This window comes from Streptomyces sp. NPDC015242 (genome assembly GCF_043079125.1).
Classification (GTDB): Bacteria; Actinomycetota; Actinomycetes; order Streptomycetales; family Streptomycetaceae; genus Streptomyces.
The window spans coordinates 199,743-222,139 of sequence record NZ_JBIBUF010000012.1 but is presented as its reverse complement, the minus strand read 5'-3'; the positions used below and the strand labels follow the sequence as shown (position 1 = coordinate 222,139).

Here is a 22,397-nt window from a genome sequence, read left to right as displayed (position 1 = left end):
CCACCCGCGGAGCGAACCGGCCGTATTGTCTAAACGTCGATCCCGACCGAGGAGCCTTCATGACCGCGCCCGTCATCCACTCGCTGCGCGAACAGATCCGCGAGCACATCCTGGAAGGGATCATCAGCGGGCGCTGGCAGCCGGGCGAGCGGATCGTCGAGCGGCGGATCGCCACGGAGCTGGAGGTCAGCCAGACCCCGGTCCGCGAGGCCCTGCGCGAGCTGGAGTCGCTGCGCCTGATCGAGTCCGCCCCGAACAAGGGCGTGCGCGTACGGAACCTGACGGCCGCCGACCTGGAGGAGAGCTACCCGGTCCGGGCCGGTCTGGAGGCGATCGCCGCCGAGCTCGCCGCCCCGGGCCTCGCCGAGGACTGCTCGGCGCTGGAGCCGCACGTCAGCGCCCTGTACGAGGCCGACCGGATCTCCGACGGCACGGCCCAGGTCCGGCACACCGTCGCCTTCCACCGCGAGCTGGTCCGCGCCGCCGGCAACTCCGTCCTGCTGCACACCTGGGAGGGCCTGGGCATCGAGGTGTTCACGGCCCTGTCCATCCGCTGGCTGGGCACGCAGCAGCAGTCGTACGCGGAGGAGCACGAGGAGCTGGTCGCCGCCTTCAAGCGCCGTGACCCCCGGATCGCGGAACTCGTGAAGGCGCATGTCCTGGGGTGCGCGCCCCGGGCGTGACACCCGAGCGCGACCCCGCTCAAACGCCTCCGACCTGCGAAAACCGCGCCGAAACCCGTCACCGCGTGCCACCGCGCGAGGCACCGCGTGCCTACTTTCTCGTGATCAAGAGGTTTTCGCCCTCAACCCTTTGATCGATCATCGATCAGGGAGTTACAGTCGCCGACGGGCTTGCCACCCGAGCCCCAGCCCTGTCCTGCCAAAGACCAAGGGCACCCCCGATCCCCTTACGTGAGGGAACCCCCTTCGACTGAGGAAGGCGGCGACATGACCGACCCCAACGCCATCCAGCCGAGCGAGCTCGACCAGCTCCCCGACCGGGACCCGGAGGAGACCGCCGAGTGGCAGGCCTCCCTGGACGCGGTCGCCAAGGCAGCCGGGCCGCACCGTGCCGCGTACCTGATGCGCCGCACGCTGGAGCGCGCCGAGGGCGCCGGCATCGCGCTGCCGAAGCTCCTCGAGACCGACTACGTCAACTCCATCCCCACCTCCGCCGAGCCGGACGTGCCCGGTGACGAGGCGATGGAGCAGCGCATCACCGCGTGGAACCGCTGGAACGCGGCCGCGATGGTGACCCGCGGCAGCAAGTACGGCGTCGGCGGCCACATCGCCACCTTCGCCTCCGCCGCCTGGCTCTACGAGACGGGCTTCAACCACTTCTTCAAGGGCAAAGAGGCCGACGGCTCCGGCGACCAGCTCTACATCCAGGGCCACGCCTCCCCCGGCATCTACGCCCGCGCGTTCCTCGACGGCCGGCTGAGCGAGCAGCAGCTCGACAACTTCCGCCGCGAGTCCGGCGGCAACGGCCTGCCCTCCTACCCGCACCCGCGCCGCCTGCCCTGGCTGTGGGAGTTCCCGACGGTCTCCATGGGCCTCGGCCCGCTGTCGGCCATCTACCAGGCACGCTTCAACCGCTACCTGACCAACCGCGGCATCAAGGACACCTCCGCCTCGCACGTGTGGGCGTTCCTCGGCGACGGCGAGATGGACGAGCCCGAGTCGACGGCGGCCCTCGCGCTCGCGGCCCGTGAGGAGCTCGACAACCTCACCTTCGTCATCAACTGCAACCTGCAGCGCCTGGACGGCCCGGTCCGCGCCAACTTCAAGATCGTGCAGGAGCTGGAGGCCCAGTTCCGCGGCGCCGGCTGGAACGTCGTCAAGACGCTGTGGGGCACGGCCTGGGACGAGCTGTTCCAGCTCGACACCACGGGCGCGCTGGTACGCCGCCTGCGCCAGGTACCGGACGCGCAGATCCAGACGTACCAGACGCGCGACGCGGCCTACATCCGCCAGGACTTCTTCGGCGCCGACCCGGCGCTGGCGGAGATGGCGAAGCTGCTGAGCGACGACAAGATCCTGGAGTGCTTCCACGTCTCGCGCGGTGGCCACGAGGCGCGCAAGGTGTACGCCGCGTACAAGGCCGCCGTCGAGCACAAGGGCGCGCCGACCGTGATCCTGGCCCAGACGGTCAAGGGCCACACCCTCGGCGAGGGCTTCGCGTCGAAGAACGCCAACCACCAGATGAAGAAGCTCTCGGTGGACGAGTTCAAGAACATGCGCGACCTGCTCGGCCTGCCGATCAAGGACAGCGACTTCGTCGACGGAGTGGTTCCCTACGGCCACCCCGGCGCCGACTCCCCCGAGGTCCGCTACCTCCAGGAGCGGCGCGCCGCCCTCGGCGGTCCGGCCCCGGCCCGGCGCGTCCACCCGGTGGCGCCGCTGCCCGCCCCCGCGGAGAAGGCGTTCGCCTCCTTCGACAAGGGCTCCGGCTCGCAGAACGTGGCCACCACCATGGCGTTCGTCCGCCTGGTCAAGGACCTGGTCCGCGACAAGGAGACGGGCAAGCGCTGGGTGCCGATCGTCCCCGACGAGGCGCGCACCTTCGGCATGGAGTCGCTGTTCCCCTCGCTCGGCATCTACTCGCCCAAGGGCCAGACGTACGAGCCGGTCGACCGCGACCAGCTGATGTACTACAAGGAGGCCAAGAACGGCCAGATCCTCAACGAGGGGATCACCGAGGCCGGTTCGATGGCCGACTTCATCGCCGCTTCGACGTCGTACGCGACGCACGGCGAGGCGATGATCCCGTTCTACATCTTCTACTCGATGTTCGGCTGGCAGCGCACGGCCGACCAGATGTGGCAGCTCGGCGACCAGCTCGGCCGCGGCTTCCTGGTCGGCGCCACGGCCGGCCGCACCACGCTCACCGGTGAGGGCCTGCAGCACGCCGACGGCCACTCCCCCGTCATCGCCGCGACCAACCCGGCGGCGCTGACGTACGACCCGGCGTTCGCCTACGAGGTCGCGGCCATCGTCAAGGAGGGTCTGCGCCGGATGTACGGCGAGGCCGCCCCGGGCGAGGACCAGGACGTCTTCTACTACCTGACCGTCTACAACGAGCCGCTGCCGCAGCCGGCGAAGCCGTCCGTCGCCGGCATCGACGAGGGCATCGTCAAGGGCCTGTACCGCTTCAACACGGCGGAGTCGGCGGGCGTGACCGTGCCGGCCAACGCCCCGCGGATCCAGCTGCTCGGCTCCGGCACGGCCATCCACTGGGCGCTCAAGGCGCAGCGGCTGCTGGCCGACGAGTGGGGCGTGGCCGCCGACGTGTGGTCGGCGACCTCCTGGAGCGAGCTGCGCCGGGACGCCCTGGAGGCGGACGAGGCGCTGCTGCGTGGCGAGGAGCGGGTGCCGTTCGTGCGGCAGGCGCTGCAGGGCGCCGAGGGCCCGGTGCTGGCGGTCTCCGACTACATGCGCCAGGTCCCGGACCAGATCGCGCAGTGGGTCGAGCAGGACTGGTCCTCGCTGGGCGCCGACGGCTTCGGTCTGTCGGACACCCGTGAGGCGGCCCGCCGCCACTTCGGGGTCGACGCCGAGTCCATCGTCGTCGCGGCCCTGGCCCAGCTCGCCAAGCGCGGCGAGGTCAAGGCCGCGTCCGTGAAGGAAGCGCGCGAGAAGTACGGTCTGTGAGTCCTCCCACGGACACGGACCGTTGATCGGCAGGCCCCCGCCCCGGCGGGGGCCTGCTGCATGATGTGGCCATGCGCGCTGCCCGGCTGATCAAGATGGTGTTGCTGCTCCAGACCCGGCCCTCCATGACGGCCGCCGAGCTCGCCCGGGAGCTGGAGGTGTCGGAGCGGACGGTGACGCGGGACGCGCAGGCGCTGTCGGAGGCGGGCGTGCCGGTGTACGCGGACCGGGGCCGGGCGGGCGGCTACCGGCTGGTCGGCGGGTACCGGACGCGGCTGACCGGGCTGCACCGGGGCGAGGCCGAGGCGCTGTTCCTGTCCGGGGTGCCGGGGGCGCTGCGCGAGATGGGCCTGGAGGACGCGGCCTCGGCGGCCCGGCTGAAGGTGTCGGCGGCGCTGCTGCCGTCCCTCAGGGACGCCTCCCGGACCGCGGCGCAGCGCTTCCACCTGGACGCCCCGAACTGGTTCAAGGAGCCGAAGACGCCCGCGCTGCTGCCGGCGGTCGCGGACGCGGTGTGGGACGACCGGCGGATCAGCGCCCGTTACCGGCGCGGCGAGGAGGAGGTCTCGCGGGAGCTGGAGCCGTACGGGCTCGTGCTGAAGGCGGGCGTCTGGTACCTCTGCGCGCGGGTGGCCGGGGGCGCGTCCCACCGGGTGTACCGGATCGACCGGTTCACGGCGGTGGAACCGGGTGAGGAGCGCTTCGAGCGGGAGCCGGAGTTCGACCTGCCGGCGTTCTGGGAGGAGCGGGCGGAGCAGTTCGCGCGGTCCATCCTGCGGGCGCGGGTCGTGGTGCGCCTCTCCCCCGAGGGGGTGCGCAGGCTGCCGTACGCGCTGGACTCGCTGTCGGCCCGGGAGGCCCTGGCCGGGGCGGACGCTCCGGACGGCGACGGGTGGGTGACGGTGGATCTGCCGGTGGAGTCCGAGGAGGTCGCCCACACCCAGCTGACGGCGCTGGGCCCGGAGGTGGAGGTGCTGGCGCCGGAGGGCCTGCGGGAGCGGTTCGCGGCGGACGCGGTGCGGCTGGCCCGCCTCTACGGTCCCGAAGGCGGCGCATAACGATCCCGCGCACTCCGGGTGCGCCCCTGTGTCCCAGGGCCGATGCTTGACCCGTGATGGACGAGACGGAGTTCTGGGAGCTGGTGGACGACGCCCGGGAGGCCGCCGAGGGCGACCCGGAGGAGCAGGCGGACCTGCTCGTGGAGCGGCTCGCCCAGTTGGACCCGGACTCGGTCCTGGACTTCGCCCGGCACTTCGAGTCCCGCTACAACCGCGCCTACCGCTGGGACCTGTGGGGTGCCGCCTGGGTGCTGCTCGACGGGGCCAGCGACGACGCCTTCGACTTCTTCCGGTGCTGGCTGATCGGCCAGGGCCGGGAGGTCTTCGAGGGCGCCCTGCACGATCCGGACGCGCTCGCCGGCCTCCTGGACGACTTCGACGAGGAGATCGACGGCGACGGCGAGGAACTCGGCTACGCGGCCGACGAGGCCTATGAGCAGCTCACCGGCGTGGTCGCGCCCGACCTGGGGATCCCGCCCCCGCCCGCCGAGCCGGAGGGCACCCCGCTGGACTTCGAGAACGAGCGGCTGCTCGCCGAGCGCTATCCCCGGTTGTGGGAGCGCTTCAGGGGCTGATCAGACGCCCCGGCGCCGGGCGGAGGGTATGCGCGCGTCCGCTCGGGCCTGACCGCGGGGTGCAGCGGGGCCGCGTTGGCCCGGCCGAGGGCGGAGGCGGTGGCAGCGGCCGGTCCGAGGACGACGGTGGCGACCGCGCCGAGCACCGCCCAGGGGCTCCGGCCCCTCCCCCGCGTACGCGCCCGGGCGTCCCGCCCGCCGCTGCTGTTCATGGTCCCCGCCTCCGGTCCGCTGCCTGGTGGGACGACCGTAGGGGGCCCGGATGTGACGACGCCGCGCGTTCGCTGTGGCCCTCCTGTGCGGGCGCGGGCCGGCCCTGGAGCCGGGCCGCGAGCTGCCGGATCTCGGGCAGGCGGGCGTGCAGGGCGGCGCCCGGGCAGCTGGTCATGTAGCCGTCGTTGTGACCGGCCACGGCGGGCAGCCGGGCGGTGGTGCCGGCCGCGTAGCGGCTCAGCCCGTTGCTGGAGACCAGGCGCACGCTCGCCCGCGGGTCGGTCCCCGTCAGACCCAGCTTCCAGGCGGACAGTGCGGCGATGGCGTGGATCATCGGCCGGGGCACGGGCAGGCCCTCGGTGAAGGTGCCGAGGGCGGCGATGCCGGTGGTGCGGTGGTTGAAGCCCTGGGTGTGTGCGCCGGTGACGGCCTTCTCGACACCGCCGGCGCGGCCCTCGTAGATGGTGCCGCAGCGGTCGACGACGAAGTTGTAGCCGATGTCGTCCCAGTCGCGGCTGCCGGTCTGGCCGGTGTAGAGGTCCCGGATGATGCGGGGCGCGTCGGCGCAGTCGTAGCCGTTGGGCGAGTCGGTGTGGTGGACGAAGACGGCGGCGACGCGGTCGTCGTAGCGCGGGCGGGGCTGCCGGCGGGCGGCGTCGCCCAGCCAGTGCGACCGGGGCACGATGGGCGGCCGGGGGGCGGCGTGCGGCGGGGCGGCGGGGCGGGCGGCGGCGCGGGCGGCGGTCTCGGCGGCGTGCTCCACGCCGTGGGCGCACAGGATCAGCGCGGCGACGGCGGCGACGCCCGGCACACAGCCGAGCGCCACCCGGGCCGCGCGCGGCATACCGGCCGTACCGGGTGTCCCGGCGGCGCGGCGCCCCCGCGCACCCCGCCGTCCGCGGAAGACACGCATGGTCCCACTGTCGGCCTGATCCGGTCCGTCCGCGATGTGTGATGTGCCACCCGGTGGAACCATCGTCACGGTCCGCGACGTTTCTCCGAGTGCACGCGCGCGTGGCCGGTTCGGATCATCCGTGCGCGGGTGACTGATCACCGGGCCCTTCCCCCACGTACTGAAGGGTCCGAGAGAAAGGCGGCGTTGCGTGGACCTGCTCGACATCCTGCTGTTGCTGGTCGTCCTGGCCTACGCGGCGTCCGGGTACCGGCGCGGGCTGGTGGCCGGGTGCGTGTCGCTGGCGGGCTTCGTGGGCGGCGCTGCCGTCGGCGTGTGGATCCTGCCGTCGGTGATGGACCTGGTCGAGCCGGGCACGACCCGGGCGACGGTGGCGGCGGTGTTCACGGTACTGCTGCCGGCGGTGGTCGGCCACGAGCTGGCGGGGCGCCTGGCGCTGCGGCTGCGGCGGGAGCTGGACCGGGGGCCGCTGAGGTCGGCGGACGGGATCGGCGGGGCCGTGGCCAACGCGGTCGCCGTGCTGATCGTGGCGTGGGTGGCCGCGAGCGTCCTGGGCGCCTCCTCGTCGCCCCTGGTCACCTCGGCGATCCGGGATTCGCGGCTGCTCGGCACGGTGCAGCGGACGATGCCCGACACGACTCCGGCGTGGTTCTCGGAGGCCACGTCGGCGCTGACGCAGGCGGGCTTCCCGCAGGTGTTCAACCCGTTCGAGAACGAGTCGACGGCCGAGGTCGCCCGGCCCTCGGGCGACAGCGTCACGGCGGCCGCGACGAACGCCGCCAAGCTGAGCACGGTGAAGGTCGAGGGCGTGGCCGGCACACAGGGCCGCGAGGGCAGCGGGTTCGTGTACGCGCGCGAGCACGTGATGACCAACGCCCACGTGGTGGCCGGCATCGACGAGCCGACCGTGCAGATCGGCGGGGTCGGGCGGACGTACGAGGCCCGCGTGGTGCTCTTCGATCCGCAGAAGGACGTGGCGGTGCTGTACGTGCCGGGGCTGAAGGCGCCCGTGCTGCGCTTCGAGGACGACGCCGGGCGCGGCGACGCGGCGGTCGTCGCGGGGTATCCGGAGGACGGCGACCTGAACCTCCAGGCGGCGACGGTCGCCAACCGGGTGCGGGCGACGGGCCAGAACATCTACAACGACGGGACGGCCGTCCGTGAGATCTACTCGATCCGCTCCACGGTCCGCCCCGGCAACTCGGGCGGTCCGCTGCTCACCCCGGAGGGCCGGGTGTTCGGCGTGGTCTTCGCCCGCTCCACCTCGGACGCCGAGACGGGCTACGTGCTGACGGCGGACGAGGTGTCCCCGGACGCACAGCGGGCGGCCCGCGCGACGGCGCCGGTGGACACGGGCGAGCCGGCGGCGTCGTAGCGGCCCGCCGCCGGGCTCACAGGAAGCGGCCCATGAAGACGTCGTCGACGTAGGTCCCGTCGAGGAAGAACTCCTCGGGCAGGATCCCCTCCACGGCGAACCCCTCGGACGCGTAGAGCGCGCGGGCCGGCGCGTTGTGCGCCAGCACGCGCAGGGTCAGACGCCGCGCCCCCAGTCTCCTGGCCTCCTCCCCCGCCGCCCGCAGCAGGGCCCGCGCGACGCCCTGCCCGCGGGCCTCCTCGGCGACGGCCAGTCCGCGGATCATCCGGACGTGGGCGTTGCACGCGAGCGGCGTCGCGGTGCCCAGCCGGAGATATCCGGCGAGTGCGCCGTCGACTTCGGCGACGAGGCACTCCGCCGCCGGGTCACGCTCGCTGAAGAAGGGCGCGTACGGCGGCTCGGGGCGGGGCTGGACGGCGTGCAGCGGCGACCAGGTGGCGCGGTCGAGCCGCCCCAGGGCATCGTCGTCCCCGGGACGTGCGGGTCGTATGTGCGGAGTCGGCATGGACGCACGCTACGCCGGGCGCACCCCTCCCGACGGGGGTTTTATCCCGCCGCCGGGCAAGATATGAGCCATGCGACGCATCGCGGTGACCGGCGCCTCCGGTCTCATCGGCAGCGCCCTGGCGCGGTCCCTGACCGCTGACGGGCACCAGGTGGTGCGCCTCGTGCGCCGTACGCCTCGCGCGCGGGACGAGGTCCGGTGGGACCCGGAGGGCGGAAGGGCGGACGCGGCCGGTCTCGCCGGCTGCCACGCGGTGGTCAATCTGGCGGGGGCCGGGGTCGGCGACCGCCGCTGGACGGATGCGTACAAGCAGCGGATCCGCGACAGCCGTGTGAACGGCACGGCGGCGCTCGCCCGGGCGGTCGCCTCCCTCGACGACGAGGACCGGCCGCGGGTCTTCGTCAACGGCAGCGCCATCGGCTACTACGGCGAGACCGGCGACCGGGCGGTGGACGAGGACGCGCCTCCGGGGACGGGTTTCCTGCCCGAGCTGTGCGTGGAGTGGGAGGCGGCGACGGCCCCCGCCCGGGAGGCCGGTGTCCGCACGGTGTTCACCCGGACCGGGCTGGTCGTCTCCCGCCACGGCGGGGCGTGGGGGCGGCTGTTCCCGCTCTTCCAGGCGGGACTCGGCGGGCGGATGGGCGACGGGCGGCAGTACTGGTCGTTCGTCGCGCTGCACGACGAGGTCGCCGCGATCCGGCATCTCATCGACACCGACGGCCTGTCCGGGCCGTTCAACCTGACCGCCCCGAATCCGCTGACGAACCGTGAGATCACGGCGGCGATGGGGCGGGTGCTGCGCCGGCCGACGCTGTTCGCCGTGCCCGCGCCCGTCCTGCGGTCCGTGCTCGGCGAGATGGCCGGGGACGTCCTCGGCAGCGCGCGGATCCTGCCGACGCGGCTGCTGGAGTCGGGCTTCCGGTTCGCCTTCCCGGACATCGAGGGGGCGATCCGGGCGGCTCTGTGACGGTCCGCCGGGGGGCCGCTCCGCGCGAGCGGCCCCTCCCGCCTGCCCGGCGGCGTTTTCGGGACACCGCGTCCCTGCGCACACCAGCCCCCTGTGACCACTTCCTGCCCACACGGCATCCGTATGCGACCGCTGTGCGACCGTGCCCTGTCGATGCGCGACTCCCCCTGACCGATCACGGCCCTACCCTCGACCAGAACTCGCGTATCCCTGCGGCCTGTTGAGGGCATGACGTCTCCAGCGCCCGCGCAACCTCGAGGAGGGGCACGTGCTTGAGCCCGCGTACCAGGCGGACGTGGTCGTCGTGGGGGCCGGGGTCGCCGGACTCTCGGCCGCGCACCGGCTGACCAGCGCAGGAGTGACGACCATGGTCCTGGAGGCCGCCCACGGTGTCGGCGGCCGCATGGGGACGGAGAAGATCGACGGCTTCCGGCTCGACCGGGTCGGCCAGTTGCTGTCCACGGCGTATCCCGAACTACGGCTGACCCCCGGCCTCGGCGGGCTGGCCCTGAGGCCCTTCGCTCCCGGGGTCCTGCTGCACGGCGACGGCCGCCACCATCGTGCGGGCGTCCAGCAGGGCTCAGGGGGCGCACGGGGCGCACTGCACGCGGTGCGGACGCTGGCGAGTGCGCCTCGCCAGCCGTCCGTACCCAGGCCGCTGCGGCGGCCGGTGGCCGTGCCCGGCCGTCAGGTCTCCGTCCCGCGGAGCCGGCCGGGCGCCCCGCTGGGCACGGCCGTGGACCAGGCGCGGCTGGGGGCCGCGCTGACCCGGCTCGCGGGCACCCCGGCCGAACGGCTCCTGGCCCGCCCCGAGCTGCCCGCCGGGGCGGCCCTCGCGGCCCGCGGGCTGCCCGCCCGGACGATCGACGGCTTCCTGCGCCCGCTGCTCGCCGCCCTGCTGTGCGACCCGGACCTGACGACGTCCAGCCGGTGCGCGGACCTCGCGCTGCGCGCCTTCGCGGGCGGGCGGCTGTGCCTGCCGGAGGGCGGCGCCGGGGCCCTGCCGGAGCGGCTGGCGCAGATGCTGCCGGCCGGCACCGTGCACACGGGCGTGCGCGTCACCTCGGTCTCCACGACCTCGGTGACCACCGCGGAGCACGGCGAGATCCGGTGCCGCGCGGTGCTGGTGGCGACGGGCGCGCGGGCCGCGGCCGAGCTCCTTCCCGGGTTGCGGGTGCCGGAGTTCCACCCGGTGACGGTGGTGCACCACACGACCGACGAGCCGCCGGGGACGGGGGCGTCGCTGCTGCTCGACGCGGACCTGGGCGGTCCGGTCGCGCACACGGCGGTGGTCAGCCAGGTCGATCCGTCCCGGGCCCCGGCGGGACGGGCGCTGGTGTCGTCGACCGTGCTGGGGCGGCCGCCGGGGGACGTCGACACGGCCGTGCGGATGCACCTGGCGCGGTTGTACGGGGTGTCGACGGCCCGCTGGGAGACGCTGGCGGTGCACCACACGGCCGAGGCGGTGCCCGCCATGCGGCCGCCGCACGATCTGCGGCGGCCGGTGCGGTTGCTCGCGGGGCTGTACGTGTGCGGGGACCACCGGGACACCAGCACGGTGCAGGGTGCGCTGCACTCCGGGCATCGGGCGTCCGCGGCGATCCTGGCGGACCTGGGGGCGGGGCGGTCGATGCACGTCGCCGATCCTGTGCCGTCCGTGCCACGGGCCGCGTAGGTGACGCGCCGGGTGCGGGCGCGTGAAGGCTGTTCGCACCCACACGGCGAAGCCGCACACCGGCACCGCCCCATGCCCCTGAGGCCCCTGAGGCCCCTGAGGCCCCTGAGGCCCCTGAGGCCCCTGAGGCCCCTGAGGCACGGCCCCTACCCCAACGCCGCCACCTTGTCGCGGTAGCTGCGCACCGGCGCCGCGTCCTTGTACGGCTCCAGCCTGCGCTCGAAGTCCCTGACGTACTCCACCGCCCGCACCGAGCGCATCTCGGCCGCCTGGCCCGCCGCCTCCGCCGCCAGCTGGCAGGCCTGGTCGAGTTCGCCGAGGCCCAGGCGGGCGGTGGCGAGGACGACCCGGCAGAACAGACGGCTGCGGGCGTAGGACGGGGCCCTCAGCTGGAGTGAGCGTTCGGCGTGCTGGGCGGCGGCGCGGAACTGCTGCAGGTCGCGGTGGCAGTGCCCGAACTCGTCGGCGAGCTGGGCCTCGTCGAAGAACCTCGCCCAGTGCGGCACCTCGTCCCCGGGCCGGGCCGTCTCCAGGGCGCGCTCGGCGCGGACCAGGGCCGCGGTGCAGGCCCGGACCTCGCCGAGCACGCCGTGCCCGCGCGCCTCGGAGGCGTGCAGCAGGGCCTGGACGACGGGCGGGCCGGAGGTGCCGACGCCCTGCTGGGCCACGCGGGCCAGCTGGACGGCCTCCCGGCCGTGCCCGAGGTAGACGGCCTGCCGGCTCATGGTGACCAGCACGTACGCCCCGTAGGCCCGGTCGCCCGCCGCCTGGGCCAGCCGGAGCGCCTGGACGAAATAGCGCTGGGCGAGCCCGTGCGCGGCGATGTCGTAGGAGGTCCAGCCCGCCAGCCGGGTGAGGTCGGCGGCGGCGGCGAACAGGCGGCGGCCGGTCTGCTCGCCGTAGGTGCCGCGCAGCATGGGCTCGCACTCGTGCTCCAGGTAGCGCACGAGGGCCTGGCGGGCGTGGCCGCCGCCGTAGGCGTCGTCGAGGGTGCGGAACAGCTCGCCGACCGAGCGCAGGGCGGCGATGTCCCCGGCGGTGACCTTCTGCCCGGGTCCGCGTTCGGCCTGGCCGCGCTGGCGGGGCAGGACGGGCACACCCTGCTCGGCGGTGACCGGGAAGCGGGCGGCAGGGCGGCCCTGCGCCGGGATCCGCGGGGCGGGCTGCTCGCCCCGGGCCACCTTCTCGTCGGCCCGGCCGATGAGCCAGTCCCGGCTGGGCACGACGAGCCCGGCCGGGGTGAAGGCGATCTTGCGCAGCTCGGCGTGGCTGCCGGAGTCCTTGCGCCACAGCCCGCTGACGATGTCGACGGCCTCCTCGGGGGTGGCCGCGAACTCCAGGCCCGCGTAGACCGGGGCGCAGGCGTCCAGGCCGAGGTCCTGGGCGGTGAGGCGGCGGCCCAGGCGCCGGGTGAACACCTCGGCGATCAGTGCGGGGGTCGTGCCGCGGGGCTGCTGGCCGCGCAGCCACCGGGTCACGGATGTCTTGTCGTATCTGAGGTCGAGCCCGTGTTCGAGACCGAGCTGGTCCACGCGACGGGCGAGTCCCGCGTTGGAGAACCCCGCTTCTGCGATGAGCGCGGCGAGCTGTCGGTTGGGGGTGCGCTGCGCGGGTCGTTCCGTCATCTGCGGTGCGGTCTCCTGCCTTCCGGCCTTCGTGATGTGCGCGGATTGCCTGTGAGCAGGCCTTATGCCTTGCTGGACGGCGCGAATGTAGCGGAGAGTAAGCACCCCATCACACATTTTCCCGGACATTCATCCGATCGTGTGAGGATTGCCCCCGGGACTGACGCGCACGGGCCGGACGTACAGTGGCTTGGGCGCGATACGTGCCTTACACACCCGTTCGAGGGAGGCGCTTGCCGTGAGTGAGTTGCGGTTCGTCCGTATGGGTTTCGGTGACGAGGCCGTCGAGTACCAGGAGGCGTGGGACGAGCAGCGCCGGGTGCACGCGGCACGCTTCGCCGACGAGATCCCCGACACCGTACTGCTCCTGGAGCACCCCCCGGTCTACACGGCCGGCCGGCGCACGGCGGACAGCGAGCGGCCCCTGGACGGCACGCCGGTCATCGACGTGGACCGCGGCGGCAAGATCACCTGGCACGGCCCGGGCCAGCTGGTCGGCTACCCGATCCAGAAGCTCCCGCGCCCCGTGGACGTGGTGGCCCACGTCCGGCGCCTCGAAGAGGCCCTGATCCGCACCTGCGCCGAGTTCGGCCTGGAGACCACCCGGGTCGAGGGACGCAGCGGCGTGTGGGTGCTCGGCGACCCGGTCGACCAGCGCCCGGCGCTCGGCGGCCTCTCCCTGGACTTCGACCCGCGCCTGCAGGACGAGGAGTTCGACCCGCGTCTGAACGGCCCGGAGTACGCCCCGTCCAACGCCGGCCAGCGCCGTGAGGACCGGAAGATCGCGGCGATCGGCATCCGGGTCGCCAAGGGCGTCACCATGCACGGCTTCGCGCTCAACGTGAACCCGGACAACAAGTGGTTCGACCGGATCATCCCGTGCGGCATCCGGGACGCGGGCGTGGCCTCCCTCGCCGGTGAGCTCGGCCGGGACGTGACGATCGAGGAGGTGCTGCCGGTGGTGGAACGGCACCTGCGGGAGGTCCTGGAGAACGCCGAGCTGAAGCCCCGCGAGATCGAGCGGACCCCGGCGGCATAAACGCGCGCGGGGAGCGGCTGACACCACACAGAGGCATTCAAATCCACGGGCGTACCCTTGAGGACGCCGAAGAATCAAACGCTAGGGAGCCGGTCGTGTCCGCAGTCGCACCCGACGGACGCAAGATGCTGCGCCTGGAGGTCCGCAACAGCCAGACCCCCATCGAGCGCAAGCCCGAGTGGATCAAGACCCGGGCGAAAATGGGCCCCGAGTACACGAAGATGCAGAACCTCGTGAAGAGCGAGGGCCTGCACACGGTCTGCCAGGAAGCCGGCTGCCCGAACATCTACGAGTGCTGGGAGGACCGCGAGGCGACCTTCCTCATCGGCGGCGACCAGTGCACCCGGCGCTGTGACTTCTGCCAGATCGACACCGGCAAGCCCGAGGCGCTCGACCGGGACGAGCCGCGCCGCGTCGGCGAGTCCGTGGTCGCGATGGATCTGAACTACGCCACCATCACCGGCGTCGCCCGCGACGACCTGGAGGACGGCGGCGCCTGGCTGTACGCGGAGACCGTGCGCCAGATCCACCAGCAGACCGCGGGCCGCGAGGGCGGCCACACCAAGGTCGAGCTGCTGGCCCCGGACTTCAACGCGATCCCGGAGCAGCTCGAGGAGGTCTTCTCCTCGCGCCCCGAGGTCTTCGCGCACAACGTCGAGACGGTCCCCCGGATCTTCAAGCGCATCCGCCCGGGCTTCCGCTACGAGCGCTCCCTGAAGGTCATCACCGAGGCCCGCGACTACGGCCTGGTCACCAAGTCGAACCTGATCCTCGGCATGGGCGAGACCCGTGAGGAGGTCAGCGACGCGCTGAAGCAGCTGCACGACGCGGGCTGCGAACTCGTCACCATCACGCAGTACCTGCGCCCCTCCGTGCGGCACCACCCGGTGGAGCGCTGGGTCAAGCCGCACGAGTTCGTGGAGCTCCAGCAGGAGGCCGAGCAGATCGGCTTCTCGGGCGTGATGTCCGGCCCGCTGGTGCGCTCCTCCTACCGCGCGGGGCGGCTGTACCGGATGGCGATGGAGCAGCGGGACGCGCGCGTCGCGCCCCAGGCCGTCTGACGAACCGTCACCGCCCTTCCCCGTACGGCGGAGGACAGGCGTGTGAATTCGCGCACAAGACCCTACCCGCCAGTAGCGACCGATACGACGCGGTCCCGGACGTCCTCGCAGATGAGGGCACTCGCCGGGGCCGCGTCGGCGTTCCGCCGCCGACCGCCGGGGCTTCATGGGTGTTTGACCGGTCGGTCACGCCCTGGTAACACCAAACAGTGACGCTGGACTCACAGCACGTACACCCTTGCCGAGGGGGGACCTCACCCATGCAGGCCGCGCCCGTTCGCGCCACCGCCATCCCGTCCTTCACGACCGCACTGCGCGCGGTCGAGTCGCTGCTGATGAGCGGCGGTCAGCGCACCGCACGCCGCAACGCCTGGACCTCCGTCCTGGAGGACCGCCGTCGCGCCAAGGACCGGGTCGAGGCACAGCGTGTCCTCGAGCAGTCCCTGTCCCGTTCCGCCGCCGTCCGTCCCTGAGCCCGGGCCCTCCCCCACAGGGCCCCGCGGACACTGCCGTCGTCCGCGCTTGTGGGGCCACGTAGACTTCGTGGCATGGCGAGGCAGGAATCCGCAGCGGACGCTGCGAACACCGGGCGACTGAAGCAGATCGCCCTGACCTACAAGATGACCCGCAGGGCCGACAAGAAGATCGGTCTTGTACTCGCGGCTGTCGGAATCGTCACCTTCGGTGTCTTCCTCGCGATCGGTTTCTTGATCGGGCACCCCATCTATCTCGGCATCCTGGGCCTCCTGCTCGCCTTCCTCGCGACGGCGATCGTGTTCGGGCGCCGGGCCGAGCGGGCCGCCTTCGGCCAGATGGAGGGACAGCCCGGGGCCGCCGCGGCCGTGCTCGACAACATCGGCCGGGGATGGACGACGACCCCCGCGGTGGCGATGAACCGCAACCAGGACGTGGTGCACCGTGCCGTCGGCAAGGCGGGCATCGTGCTGGTCGCCGAGGGCAACCCGAACCGGGTGAAGACCCTGCTGGCCGCCGAGAAGCGGAAGATGAACCGCATCGTCGCCGACGTCCCCGTGCACGACCTGGTCGTGGGCACGGGCGAGGGCCAGGTCGAGCTGAAGAAGCTGCGCACGACCATGCTGAAGCTGCCGCGCGTGCTGACCGGCCCGCAGGTCACCGCCACCAACGACCGGCTGCGCGCGCTGGGCGACCTGATGAGCAACATGCCGCTGCCGAAGGGGCCGATGCCCAAGGGCATGCGGCTGCCGAAGGGGGGCGGGCCGAAGGCCCGCTGATCCCGCCGCACAGACGCCGAAGGGGCGCCCGGACTGGTCCGGGCGCCCCTTCGGCGTCTGTGCGCGCGGTGGGTGACGTCTTCGACGTCTGTGGGCGCGGTGGGTGCGGTGCGTGGGGTGGGCGCGGTGGGTGACGTCCGCTAGATGCGGACCTCGACCGTGCCCGCGAGCCGGTCGTGCAGGCCGCGGCCGTCGCGGTCCCAGATCAGGGCGGGGATCGCGAGGAACAGCAGGACCGTGCGCAGCGCGGAGCGCCAGGGGCTGACCCGGCCGGTGTCCAGGGCGAGCACCCGCAGGCCGAAGAGGCGCTTGCCGGGGGTGAAGCCGACCGTGCCGACCGTGAGGACCATCAGCGCGAACATGATGAGCGGCGCCCAGATCTGCGCGGCCTCGTTGTAGCTCTGGGTGATGAGGCCGTATGCGATCAGGAGGCTCAGGCCCCAGTCCACGGCGAGGGCGCCGAGGCGGCGGCCCGGGCGGGCGATCGAGCCGGGCCCCTCCTCGGGCAGACCGAGCTGCTCACCCCGGTAGCCGAAGTCGACACCGGCCTCTTCCGCCGCCGCGCGGGGCCCGGAGAGCCACGATCCGAGTGCTTGCCTGTTGTCCACCCGTCCACGGTACTGCGCCCGTATATGACCGGAGCACGGCGGGGTGCGCCGGGGCTACGGTGGAAGGAGAGCCGGTTAACTTGTGCGAAACAAATGAGTCACGCCCGAGAAATCACCCGTCCCTAGGGTCGAGGTCAGCGTGTGCCACCCGCACTGGCCGCACGATCGAACTACCACCCCGGCGGGACGGTCGGGAGTAGGAGGAGCTGGATGTTCCAGAACGCCGACGAGGCCAAGAAGTTCATCGCGGACGAGGACGTCAAGTTCATCGACGTCCGCTTCTGCGACCTCCCGGGCGTGATGCAGCACTTCACGGTGCCTGCGGAGGCGTTCGACGCCGACGAGGAGCTGGCCTTCGACGGCTCCTCGATCCGGGGTTTCCAGGCCATTCACGAGTCCGACATGGCGCTGCGCGCGGACCTGTCGACCGCCCGGGTCGACCCGTTCCGCCGGGACAAGACGCTGAACATCAACTTCTTCATCCACGACCCGATCACGGGCGAGCAGTACTCCCGTGACCCGCGCAACGTCGCGAAGAAGGCCGAGGCCTACCTCGCCTCCACCGGCATCGCCGACACGGCGTACTTCGGTCCCGAGGCCGAGTTCTACGTCTTCGACTCCGTCCGCTTCGCGACCAGCGCGAACGAGTCCTTCTACCACATCGACTCCGAGGCGGGTGCCTGGAACACCGGTGCCCTTGAGGACAACCGCGGTTACAAGGTCCGTTACAAGGGCGGCTACTTCCCGGTCCCGCCGGTCGACCACTTCGCCGACCTGCGCGCCGAGATCTCCCTGGAGCTGGAGCGGGCCGGCCTGAAGGTCGAGCGCCAGCACCACGAGGTGGGCACCGCCGGCCAGGCCGAGATCAACTACAAGTTCAACACGCTGCTCGCCGCCGCCGACGACCTCCAGCTCTTCAAGTACATCGTGAAGAACGTGGCGTGGAAGAACGGCAAGACCGCGACCTTCATGCCGAAGCCGATCTTCGGTGACAACGGCTCGGGCATGCACGTCCACCAGTCGCTGTGGGCCGGCGGCCAGCCGCTCTTCTACGACGAGGCCGGTTACGCGGGCCTGTCGGACACCGCCCGCTACTACATCGGCGGCATCCTCAAGCACGCCCCGTCGCTGCTGGCCTTCACCAACCCGACGGTGAACTCCTACCACCGCCTGGTCCCGGGCTTCGAGGCGCCGGTCAACCTGGTGTACTCGCAGCGCAACCGCTCCGCGGCCATGCGTATCCCGATCACCGGCTCCAACCCGAAGGCCAAGCGCGTCGAGTTCCGCGCGCCCGACTCCTCCGGCAACCCGTACCTGGCCTTCTCGGCGCTGCTGCTCGCGGGCCTGGACGGCATCAAGAACAAGATCGAGCCGGCCGAGCCGATCGACAAGGACCTGTACGAGCTGGCCCCCGAGGAGCACGCGGGCGTCCCGCAGGTGCCGACCTCGCTGCCGGCGGTCCTGGACTCGCTGGAGGCCGACCACGAGTTCCTCCTCCAGGGCGATGTCTTCACGCCGGACCTGATCGAGACGTGGATCGACTTCAAGCGCACGAACGAGATCGCGCCGCTGCAGCTGCGTCCGCACCCGCACGAGTTCGAGCTGTACTTCGACGTGTGATCGGCGCCTGACCGAGACGGATCGCCCGTGCCCCCGCTGTGCCTCGCGCAGCGGGGGCACGGGCGTCTGTTCTATTCTGCTGACAGGGACCACACGGGGGTGGAGCGGAAGATGCCCGAGCACGAACAGGACGGCCAGGAGCGCGAGTTCGATCTCCGCTGGGCGGACAGCGCCGCGCACAAGGAGCCCTCGGCGCGGGCCCGGATGCTCGCCGCGCGGTGGAAGGACAATCCGCCCGGCCCCGTGCCGTTCCGGCCCGATCCGGAGCACGGGCGGTCGCGGCGGCGGGGCTCGTGGTCGTCCTGGGTCTCGACGGCCGTGGTGCTCGGATGCGTGGCGGCGCTGATCGTGCTGCTCGGCTACACCGGCTTCCGCCCCCCGTACTAGCCAGCCGGCCGCTCCCGGAGTCGGGCTGTTAGCGTCCGGGCCGTGAGCGACAGCGTGTACACGGGGAACGCGGGCGAGGACGCCGCCCTGGACCGGGGGTGGCTCCTCGGGCACTTCAAGGACGCGGGGGATCCGCGGCACAGCGACGCCGTGGAGATCAAGTGGGGCGTCCATCCCCGGGGGGACGAGCGGGCCGAGTGGGTGCGCGGTGAAGCACGCACCGCGTTGCTCGTCCTGGTCAGCGGACGTTTCCGGGTCGAGCTGCCGGGGCGCAGCGTGCTGCTGGAGCGGCAGGGGGACTACGTCGTGTGGGGACCCGGTGTCGATCACTCCTGGTACGCGGAGGAGGAGTCGGTCGTGCTCACCGTGCGGTGGCCGTCCGTGCCCGGGTACGCGGTGGAGCCCCGGGCGGCGAACCGCGGGGGTGGCCCGGCCGGTACGGGCTGACACCCGAGGTCCTGGGAGAGGGCCCGGAGGCGTAGGTGACGGGGCTGCCGGAGCGATACGGCCGGCGAGACGGCTGAGGCGGCGGGCGCATCGCGGCCGCACGGCCGGTGGCGGCCGATGTCAGTGGCGCCCGTGATGATGTGGGCGGTGCGGTCGGTGCGGTCATGCGGGCGAGAGCCGCGGCGAGGGAGGCCGGGATGGTGGCGGCGGAGCGGTACATCGGCATGGTGGAGCGGCGGGCGCGGCTGGCGCTGCGGCACCGGCTGGCCGGACAGGGCAAGGCGGCCACGCCCGAGGAGGTCGCCGGCGCGCTCGTCGCGCTGCACGGCACGGACCCGGCGACGGTGTACCTGGCCGTGGGCGCACGGCTCGCGGACCCGTCGGGGACGGTGGAGGAGACCGGGCGGGCGCTGTACGAGGACCGCTCCCTGGTGCGGATGCACGGCATGCGGCACACCGTGTTCGTGTTCCCGACGGCCCTGACCGCCGTCGTGCACGCCTCGACGGGCCTGGCCGTGGCCGCCCGGGAACGGGCCGCGCTGCTCACGCACATGGCGGCGGCCGGGGCGCCGGACGCGGCCTGGCTGAAGGAGGTCGAGGAGTCGGCGCTGGCCGCCCTGGCGCGGCGCGGGCAGGCGACGGCCGCCGAGCTCGCCCGGGACGAGCCGCGGCTGAAGGAGCGGTTCGTGTACGGGGCCGGGAAGAGCTACGAGGGGGTGCACACCGTCTCGACCCGTCTGCTGAAGGTGCTGGGAGTGGAGGGGAAGGTCGTCCGCGGCCGGCCGCTCGGCTCCTGGACGTCCAGCCAGTTCCGCTGGGCCGTCGCGCCGGAGCACCCGGAGCTGGACGGGGAGCGGGCCCGGGCCGAGCTGCTGGGGCGGTGGCTCGCCGCGTGCGGTCCGGCGACGGAGGCCGACCTGAAGTGGTGGACGGGGTGGCGGGTGACCGAGGTCCGCAGGGCGCTGTCCGCGATCGGGGCGCGGCCGGTGGAGCTGGACGAGGGCACGGGCTACGTGACACGGGACGACACCGGTCCGGTGCCCGAGCCGGACGAGCCCTGGGCCGCGCTGCTGCCCGCCCTCGACCCCACGGCGATGGGCTGGCAGGGGCGCGACTGGTACCTCGCACCGGAGTTGCGGCCCGCCCTGTTCGACCGCAGCGGCAACGTCGGGCCGACGGTGTGGTGGAACGGACGTGTGATCGGCGGCTGGGCCCAGCGGGCCGACGGGGAGATCGTCTGGCGCATCCTCGACGAGGAGGGCGTGGGCCGGGACGCCCACGCGGCGATCGAGGCGGCGGCGGAACGGCTGACCGGCTGGGTGGGCACGACCAGGATCACTCCCCGCTTCCGCACCCCGCTGGAGAAGGAACTGGCGGCGGGCTGAGCGACCCCCTCCCCGAGGCAGTTCGGCGACCCCGAGCGGGCACGCCACCCCGACGAGACAGTTCGGCGACCCCGAGCAGGCACGCCACACCCGGCGGGCAGGGTCACGCCACCCCCGCGGGGTGAGCACGCCACCCCGAGGGCAGAAACCCGTCACCCCGCCAGGCTGAACGCGCACGTCCCCCGAGGCAGTCGCCACCTCGCCGGACAGGTACGTCACTCTCCGCCGGACAGGCACGTCACCCCCCGCCGGACAGGCACGTCACCCCCCGGCGGCCTGCCGTACGTACACCCCCGCCCGGGCCGCGGTCGCCGCGGCCAGGGCCGCGCGGTCGGCCAGGGGCTCGTCCAGCCGGCCGCCGCTGATCAGCAGGTGGTAGTAGAGCGGCGCGGACACGGCCCGGATCACCTCGTGCGCGTCGGTGCCCTCCGGCACCTCGCCCCGGGCGACGGCCTGCCGGACGCACGGTGCCCACTCCCTGACCCGGACGTCGTAGAAGCGGTGCAGGGCCGCAGCCGTCTTCGGGTCGCCGGTCGCGGCGGCGATCAGCGCCTTGAACAGCGCGCCCTGCCGGGGGTCCGTCAGGGTCCGCTGCACGAGCCGGGCGTTGGCCGTCAGGTCGCCCAGCAGGGAGCCGGTCTCGGTGCGCGGCGCGGACTGCTCGGCCATGTCCGCCAGGAGGTCGGCCACCAGCCCGGTCACCGTCCCCCAGCGGCGGTACACGGTCGTCTTGCCCACCCCGGCGCGGCGCGCGACGTCGGCCAGGTCCAGTCCGGTGACGCCCTGCTCGGTCAGGGCGTCCTCGGCCGCCCGTAGCACCGCCTCCCGTACCCGGGCGGTCCGTCCCCCGGGCCGCAGGGTCCCGGGCTCGCCTCCGACGTCCATAACGGCACTCCTGTTCCATTAGCGGCTCCGCCCTGCTACCTTAATGACTACTAACGGGACCAGAGAACCGTTAACCAGGATCGAGGAGGGGCTGGATGGAATACAGACGACTGGGCGCGTCCGGGCTCATGGTCCCGGCGCTGAGCTTCGGCGCCGGGACCTTCGGCGGGCGGGGCCCGCTGTTCGGGGCCTGGGGCACGACCGACACGCGGGAGGCCCGCCGGCTGGTGGACATCTGCCTGGACGCGGGCGTCACGCTGTTCGACAGCGCCGACGTCTACTCCGCCGGGGCCTCCGAGGAGGTGCTCGGGCAGGCGATCAAGGGCCGCCGCGACCAGGTGATCCTCTCCACGAAGACCGGCCTGCCGACGGGCGAGGGACCGGGCGAGGCGGGTGCGTCGCGCTCGCGGCTGATCGCCGCCTGCGAGGCCGCGCTGCGCCGGCTCGGCACCGACCACATCGACCTGTTCCAGCTGCACGCCTTCGACGCCGGCACCCCGGTCGAGGAGGTCCTGGCCACCCTGGACACGCTCGTCCGGGCGGGCAAGGTGCGCTACACCGGCGTGTCCAACTTCGCCGGCTGGCAGCTGATGAAGTCCCTCGCGGCGGCGGAGCGGCACGGGCACCCGCGCCCCGTGGCGCACCAGGTGTACTACTCCCTCGTCGGACGCGACTACGAGTGGGAGCTGATGCCGCTCGCCCGGGACCAGGGCCTGGGCGCGCTCGTGTGGAGCCCGCTCGGCTGGGGCCGCCTCACCGGCCGCGTCCGGCGCGGCACCCCGCTCCCGGCCGGCAGCCGGCTGCACGGCACCGCCGACTACGGCCCCCCGGTCGACGACGAGCACCTCTACACCGTGGTCGACGTGCTGGACGAGATCGCCGGGGAGACGGGCCGGGCGGTCCCCCAGATCGCCCTCAACTGGCTGCTCGGCCGCCCCACCGTCTCCTCCGTCATCATCGGCGCCCGTGACGAGCGGCAGCTGCGGCAGAACCTCGGCGCCGTCGGCTGGAGCCTCACCCCCGAGCAGGTGGCGCGACTCGACGCGGCCAGTCACCGCCCGGCGCCGTACCCGCACTTCCCCTATGAACGCCAGGAGGGCTTCGCGCGCCTGAGCCCGCCGATGTTCCCGGCACCCGAGCGGGCCGCGTGACG

The 22,397-nt window shown here is 73.1% G+C and carries 21 protein-coding genes; 16 read left to right on the top strand and 5 right to left on the bottom strand.

Annotated elements, in window-relative coordinates; all coding sequences use genetic code 11:
* Positions 1-59 precede the first annotated feature (59 nt).
* From ACF07N_RS33955 to ACF07N_RS33940, 4 genes are all read left to right on the top strand, one after another.
* Positions 60-683: a GntR family transcriptional regulator gene (locus ACF07N_RS33955; RefSeq protein ID WP_383323607.1), complete on the top strand. Its 624-nt coding sequence runs from the start codon at positions 60-62 to the stop codon at positions 681-683.
* 267 nt (positions 684-950) lie between these two features.
* Positions 951-3,653, top strand: a complete 2,703-nt coding sequence (gene aceE, locus ACF07N_RS33950; protein ID WP_392120457.1) for a pyruvate dehydrogenase (acetyl-transferring), homodimeric type — start codon at positions 951-953, stop codon at positions 3,651-3,653.
* Between the two features lie 71 nt (positions 3,654-3,724).
* Positions 3,725-4,711, top strand: coding sequence for a helix-turn-helix transcriptional regulator (locus ACF07N_RS33945; RefSeq protein WP_392120455.1), 987 nt, complete (start codon positions 3,725-3,727; stop codon positions 4,709-4,711).
* A 56-nt stretch (positions 4,712-4,767) separates the two neighbouring features.
* Positions 4,768-5,286, top strand: coding sequence for a DUF4240 domain-containing protein (locus ACF07N_RS33940; protein ID WP_383323718.1), 519 nt, complete (start codon positions 4,768-4,770; stop codon positions 5,284-5,286).
* A 208-nt stretch (positions 5,287-5,494) separates the two neighbouring features.
* On the opposite strand, the gene ACF07N_RS33935 is transcribed toward ACF07N_RS33940, so the two are convergent.
* Positions 5,495-6,343, bottom strand: coding sequence for a peptidoglycan recognition protein (locus tag ACF07N_RS33935; RefSeq protein ID WP_392120541.1), 849 nt, complete (start codon positions 6,341-6,343; stop codon positions 5,495-5,497).
* Between the two features lie 259 nt (positions 6,344-6,602).
* Between ACF07N_RS33935 and ACF07N_RS33930 the strand changes: the two genes are divergently transcribed.
* Positions 6,603-7,787 (top strand): MarP family serine protease, encoded by a 1,185-nt coding sequence (locus ACF07N_RS33930; RefSeq protein WP_392120453.1) that lies wholly within the window; start codon positions 6,603-6,605, stop codon positions 7,785-7,787.
* Positions 7,788-7,803: 16 nt separating this feature from the next.
* Here the strand turns inward: ACF07N_RS33930 and ACF07N_RS33925 are convergent, their stop codons facing one another.
* Entirely contained in the window at positions 7,804-8,292 is a 489-nt protein-coding gene (locus ACF07N_RS33925; protein WP_392120451.1) for a GNAT family N-acetyltransferase, read from the bottom strand.
* A gap of 70 nt (positions 8,293-8,362) precedes the next feature.
* On the opposite strand from ACF07N_RS33925, the gene ACF07N_RS33920 reads away from it, so the two are divergent.
* The gene (locus ACF07N_RS33920; protein ID WP_392120449.1) at positions 8,363-9,259 is read left to right on the top strand and encodes a TIGR01777 family oxidoreductase; all 897 of its coding nucleotides are present in this window, start codon (positions 8,363-8,365) and stop codon (positions 9,257-9,259) included.
* Positions 9,260-9,527: 268 nt separating this feature from the next.
* Positions 9,528-10,934 carry an NAD(P)/FAD-dependent oxidoreductase gene (locus ACF07N_RS33915; RefSeq protein ID WP_392120447.1) on the top strand — a complete coding sequence of 469 codons (1,407 nt, stop codon included), beginning with the start codon at positions 9,528-9,530 and terminating at the stop codon, positions 10,932-10,934.
* Between the two features lie 146 nt (positions 10,935-11,080).
* On the opposite strand, the gene ACF07N_RS33910 is transcribed toward ACF07N_RS33915, so the two are convergent.
* Positions 11,081-12,559, bottom strand: a complete 1,479-nt coding sequence (locus ACF07N_RS33910; RefSeq protein ID WP_383583963.1) for a regulator — start codon at positions 12,557-12,559, stop codon at positions 11,081-11,083.
* Between the two features lie 238 nt (positions 12,560-12,797).
* On the opposite strand from ACF07N_RS33910, the gene lipB reads away from it, so the two are divergent.
* The 4 genes from lipB (at position 12,798) to ACF07N_RS33890 (ending at position 15,912) form a co-directional block, all read left to right on the top strand.
* Positions 12,798-13,598 (top strand): lipoyl(octanoyl) transferase LipB, encoded by an 801-nt coding sequence (gene lipB, locus ACF07N_RS33905; RefSeq protein ID WP_383323584.1) that lies wholly within the window; start codon positions 12,798-12,800, stop codon positions 13,596-13,598.
* 95 nt (positions 13,599-13,693) lie between these two features.
* The gene (lipA, locus tag ACF07N_RS33900; RefSeq protein ID WP_383323581.1) at positions 13,694-14,659 is read left to right on the top strand and encodes a lipoyl synthase; all 966 of its coding nucleotides are present in this window, start codon (positions 13,694-13,696) and stop codon (positions 14,657-14,659) included.
* 260 nt (positions 14,660-14,919) lie between these two features.
* Positions 14,920-15,132: a hypothetical protein gene (locus ACF07N_RS33895; protein WP_392120445.1), complete on the top strand. Its 213-nt coding sequence runs from the start codon at positions 14,920-14,922 to the stop codon at positions 15,130-15,132.
* A 75-nt stretch (positions 15,133-15,207) separates the two neighbouring features.
* Positions 15,208-15,912: a DUF4191 domain-containing protein gene (locus ACF07N_RS33890; protein WP_383323578.1), complete on the top strand. Its 705-nt coding sequence runs from the start codon at positions 15,208-15,210 to the stop codon at positions 15,910-15,912.
* Between the two features lie 140 nt (positions 15,913-16,052).
* Here ACF07N_RS33890 and ACF07N_RS33885 read toward each other — a convergent pair whose 3' ends face one another.
* Positions 16,053-16,520: an RDD family protein gene (locus ACF07N_RS33885; protein WP_383323575.1), complete on the bottom strand. Its 468-nt coding sequence runs from the start codon at positions 16,518-16,520 to the stop codon at positions 16,053-16,055.
* 210 nt (positions 16,521-16,730) lie between these two features.
* On the opposite strand from ACF07N_RS33885, the gene glnA reads away from it, so the two are divergent.
* The 4 genes from glnA to ACF07N_RS33865 all read left to right on the top strand — a co-directional run bounded on the left by glnA (position 16,731) and on the right by ACF07N_RS33865 (position 20,359).
* Positions 16,731-18,140: a type I glutamate--ammonia ligase gene (gene glnA, locus ACF07N_RS33880; protein ID WP_309096258.1), complete on the top strand. Its 1,410-nt coding sequence runs from the start codon at positions 16,731-16,733 to the stop codon at positions 18,138-18,140.
* A gap of 111 nt (positions 18,141-18,251) precedes the next feature.
* The gene (locus tag ACF07N_RS33875; protein WP_383323572.1) at positions 18,252-18,527 is read left to right on the top strand and encodes a hypothetical protein; all 276 of its coding nucleotides are present in this window, start codon (positions 18,252-18,254) and stop codon (positions 18,525-18,527) included.
* Between the two features lie 42 nt (positions 18,528-18,569).
* Complete coding sequence (locus ACF07N_RS33870; RefSeq protein WP_392120442.1) at positions 18,570-18,974, top strand: signal peptidase I; 405 nt, start codon at positions 18,570-18,572, stop codon at positions 18,972-18,974.
* Between the two features lie 197 nt (positions 18,975-19,171).
* Positions 19,172-20,359, top strand: a complete 1,188-nt coding sequence (locus tag ACF07N_RS33865) for a winged helix DNA-binding domain-containing protein (protein WP_392120539.1) — start codon at positions 19,172-19,174, stop codon at positions 20,357-20,359.
* A 261-nt stretch (positions 20,360-20,620) separates the two neighbouring features.
* Here the strand turns inward: ACF07N_RS33865 and ACF07N_RS33860 are convergent, their stop codons facing one another.
* Positions 20,621-21,244, bottom strand: coding sequence for a TetR/AcrR family transcriptional regulator (locus ACF07N_RS33860; protein WP_383586820.1), 624 nt, complete (start codon positions 21,242-21,244; stop codon positions 20,621-20,623).
* A 95-nt stretch (positions 21,245-21,339) separates the two neighbouring features.
* Here ACF07N_RS33860 and ACF07N_RS33855 point away from each other — a divergent pair, with 95 nt between their 5' ends.
* Complete coding sequence (locus tag ACF07N_RS33855) at positions 21,340-22,395, top strand: aldo/keto reductase (protein WP_392120440.1); 1,056 nt, start codon at positions 21,340-21,342, stop codon at positions 22,393-22,395.
* Positions 22,396-22,397: the final 2 nt, after the last annotated feature.

Excerpts from the sequence above, each read along its gene's own strand:
- ACF07N_RS33920 (WP_392120449.1), top strand. The coding sequence starts at position 8,363 with ATGCGACGCATCGCGGTGACCGGCGCCTCCGGTCTCATCGGCAGCGCC.
- ACF07N_RS33945 (WP_392120455.1), top strand. The coding sequence starts at position 3,725 with ATGCGCGCTGCCCGGCTGATCAAGATGGTGTTGCTGCTCCAGACCCGG.
- ACF07N_RS33910 (WP_383583963.1), bottom strand. The coding sequence starts at position 12,559 with ATGACGGAACGACCCGCGCAGCGCACCCCCAACCGACAGCTCGCCGCG.
- ACF07N_RS33895 (WP_392120445.1), top strand. The coding sequence starts at position 14,920 with ATGCAGGCCGCGCCCGTTCGCGCCACCGCCATCCCGTCCTTCACGACC.
- aceE (WP_392120457.1), top strand. The coding sequence starts at position 951 with ATGACCGACCCCAACGCCATCCAGCCGAGCGAGCTCGACCAGCTCCCC.
- glnA (WP_309096258.1), top strand. The coding sequence starts at position 16,731 with ATGTTCCAGAACGCCGACGAGGCCAAGAAGTTCATCGCGGACGAGGAC.
- ACF07N_RS33935 (WP_392120541.1), bottom strand. The coding sequence starts at position 6,343 with ATGCCGCGCGCGGCCCGGGTGGCGCTCGGCTGTGTGCCGGGCGTCGCC.
- ACF07N_RS33925 (WP_392120451.1), bottom strand. The coding sequence starts at position 8,292 with ATGCCGACTCCGCACATACGACCCGCACGTCCCGGGGACGACGATGCC.
- ACF07N_RS33875 (WP_383323572.1), top strand. The coding sequence starts at position 18,252 with ATGCCCGAGCACGAACAGGACGGCCAGGAGCGCGAGTTCGATCTCCGC.
- ACF07N_RS33940 (WP_383323718.1), top strand. The coding sequence starts at position 4,768 with ATGGACGAGACGGAGTTCTGGGAGCTGGTGGACGACGCCCGGGAGGCC.
- ACF07N_RS33860 (WP_383586820.1), bottom strand. The coding sequence starts at position 21,244 with ATGGACGTCGGAGGCGAGCCCGGGACCCTGCGGCCCGGGGGACGGACC.
- ACF07N_RS33890 (WP_383323578.1), top strand. The coding sequence starts at position 15,208 with ATGGCGAGGCAGGAATCCGCAGCGGACGCTGCGAACACCGGGCGACTG.
- ACF07N_RS33855 (WP_392120440.1), top strand. The coding sequence starts at position 21,340 with ATGGAATACAGACGACTGGGCGCGTCCGGGCTCATGGTCCCGGCGCTG.
- ACF07N_RS33865 (WP_392120539.1), top strand. The coding sequence starts at position 19,172 with ATGGTGGCGGCGGAGCGGTACATCGGCATGGTGGAGCGGCGGGCGCGG.
- ACF07N_RS33955 (WP_383323607.1), top strand. The coding sequence starts at position 60 with ATGACCGCGCCCGTCATCCACTCGCTGCGCGAACAGATCCGCGAGCAC.